The sequence below is a fragment of the Azospirillum sp. B506 genome, from assembly GCF_000333595.1.
GTDB lineage: Bacteria > Pseudomonadota > Alphaproteobacteria > Azospirillales > Azospirillaceae > Azospirillum.
The window spans coordinates 1-1,239 of sequence record NZ_BADK01000275.1 but is presented as its reverse complement, the minus strand read 5'-3'; the positions used below and the strand labels follow the sequence as shown (position 1 = coordinate 1,239).

1 protein-coding gene is annotated in these 1,239 nt (G+C 68.1%); it reads left to right on the top strand.

The features are described 5' to 3' along the window. The coding region (locus I71_RS08795) for a cation:proton antiporter (RefSeq protein WP_042693932.1) at positions 1-1,239 on the top strand (1,239 nt) is incomplete at both ends.

Below are 1,239 nucleotides of genomic sequence, written 5' to 3'. Positions count from 1 at the left end.
GGCTGGCCGTCGCCAGGCCGGTCGTCGCGGTTGTTCTGGTGCTGATCGGCGGGCGCTATCTGCTGCGCCCGATCTTCAATGCCGTCGACCGCGCTGGCGCGCCGGAGATCTTCACCGCCACCGCCCTGCTGATCGTCATCGGGACCGCCGTGCTGATCCAGGAGGCCGGGCTGTCGATGTCGCTGGGCGCCTTCATGGCCGGCGTCCTGCTGTCGGATTCGGAATACCGGCACGAGGTGCAGGCGGACATCGAACCGTTCGAGGGCCTGCTGCTCGGCCTGTTCTTCGTCTCGGTCGGCATGGCGGCCGATGTGCCGACGCTGATGGCGCACCCCATTTGCTTCCTCGGTCTTGCCGTGGCGCTGCTGGTGGTCAAGGGGCTGGTGATGCTGGTTCTTGCCCGCATTGCCGGGGTGCCCTGGGCCGGAGCGACACGGATGGCGACGGTGCTGAGCCAGGGCGGCGAGTTCGGCTTCGTGCTGTTCGGGCTGGCGGTGGGCGGCGGTGCGATGGCGGGAGAGCAAGCGTCATCGGCGATGCTGGTTGTCACCCTGTCGATGCTGGCGACCCCCTTCCTGTTCGCGGCGGAGGAGCGCTGGTTCGCGCCGCGCCTGATGGCCGGCAAGCCCAAGCGCCCGTTCGACACGCCGCCCGACGAAAACCCGCCGGTCATCATCTGCGGCTTCGGCCGGGTGGGGCAGGTGGTCGGCCGCGTGCTGCGCATGCGCGGCATTCCCTTCACCGCACTGGAGAGCAGTGCGGCCCAGGTCGACTTTGTCCGCAAGTTCGGCAGCAAGGCCTATTACGGCGACCCGACCCGTGTCGAGCTTCTGCGCGCCGCCGGGGCGGAGAAGGCCACGGTGCTGGTGGTGGCGCTGGACGACATGGAGCAGTCGTTGCGGGTGGTGGAGATGGCGACCCGCCATTTCCCCAACCTGACCATATTTGCCCGCGCCCGCAACCGCCGCCATGTTCACCATCTGATGGACCGCGGCGTCACCCACATCGTGCGCGAGACCTTCGACAGCAGCATCCGCCTGACCGGCGACGTCTTGCGCCAGATGGGGTTGGCGGAAGGCGAGGTGGTTCGGACGCTGGAAACCTTCCGTGCGCATGACGAGCGCACCCTGATCCGCCAGCACGCCGTCCACAATGACGAGACCAAGCTGATCCAGACCTCCCGCGATGCCGCCGAGGAGCTCAAGTCACTGTTCGAGGCGGATCGGGAGGACGACGGCG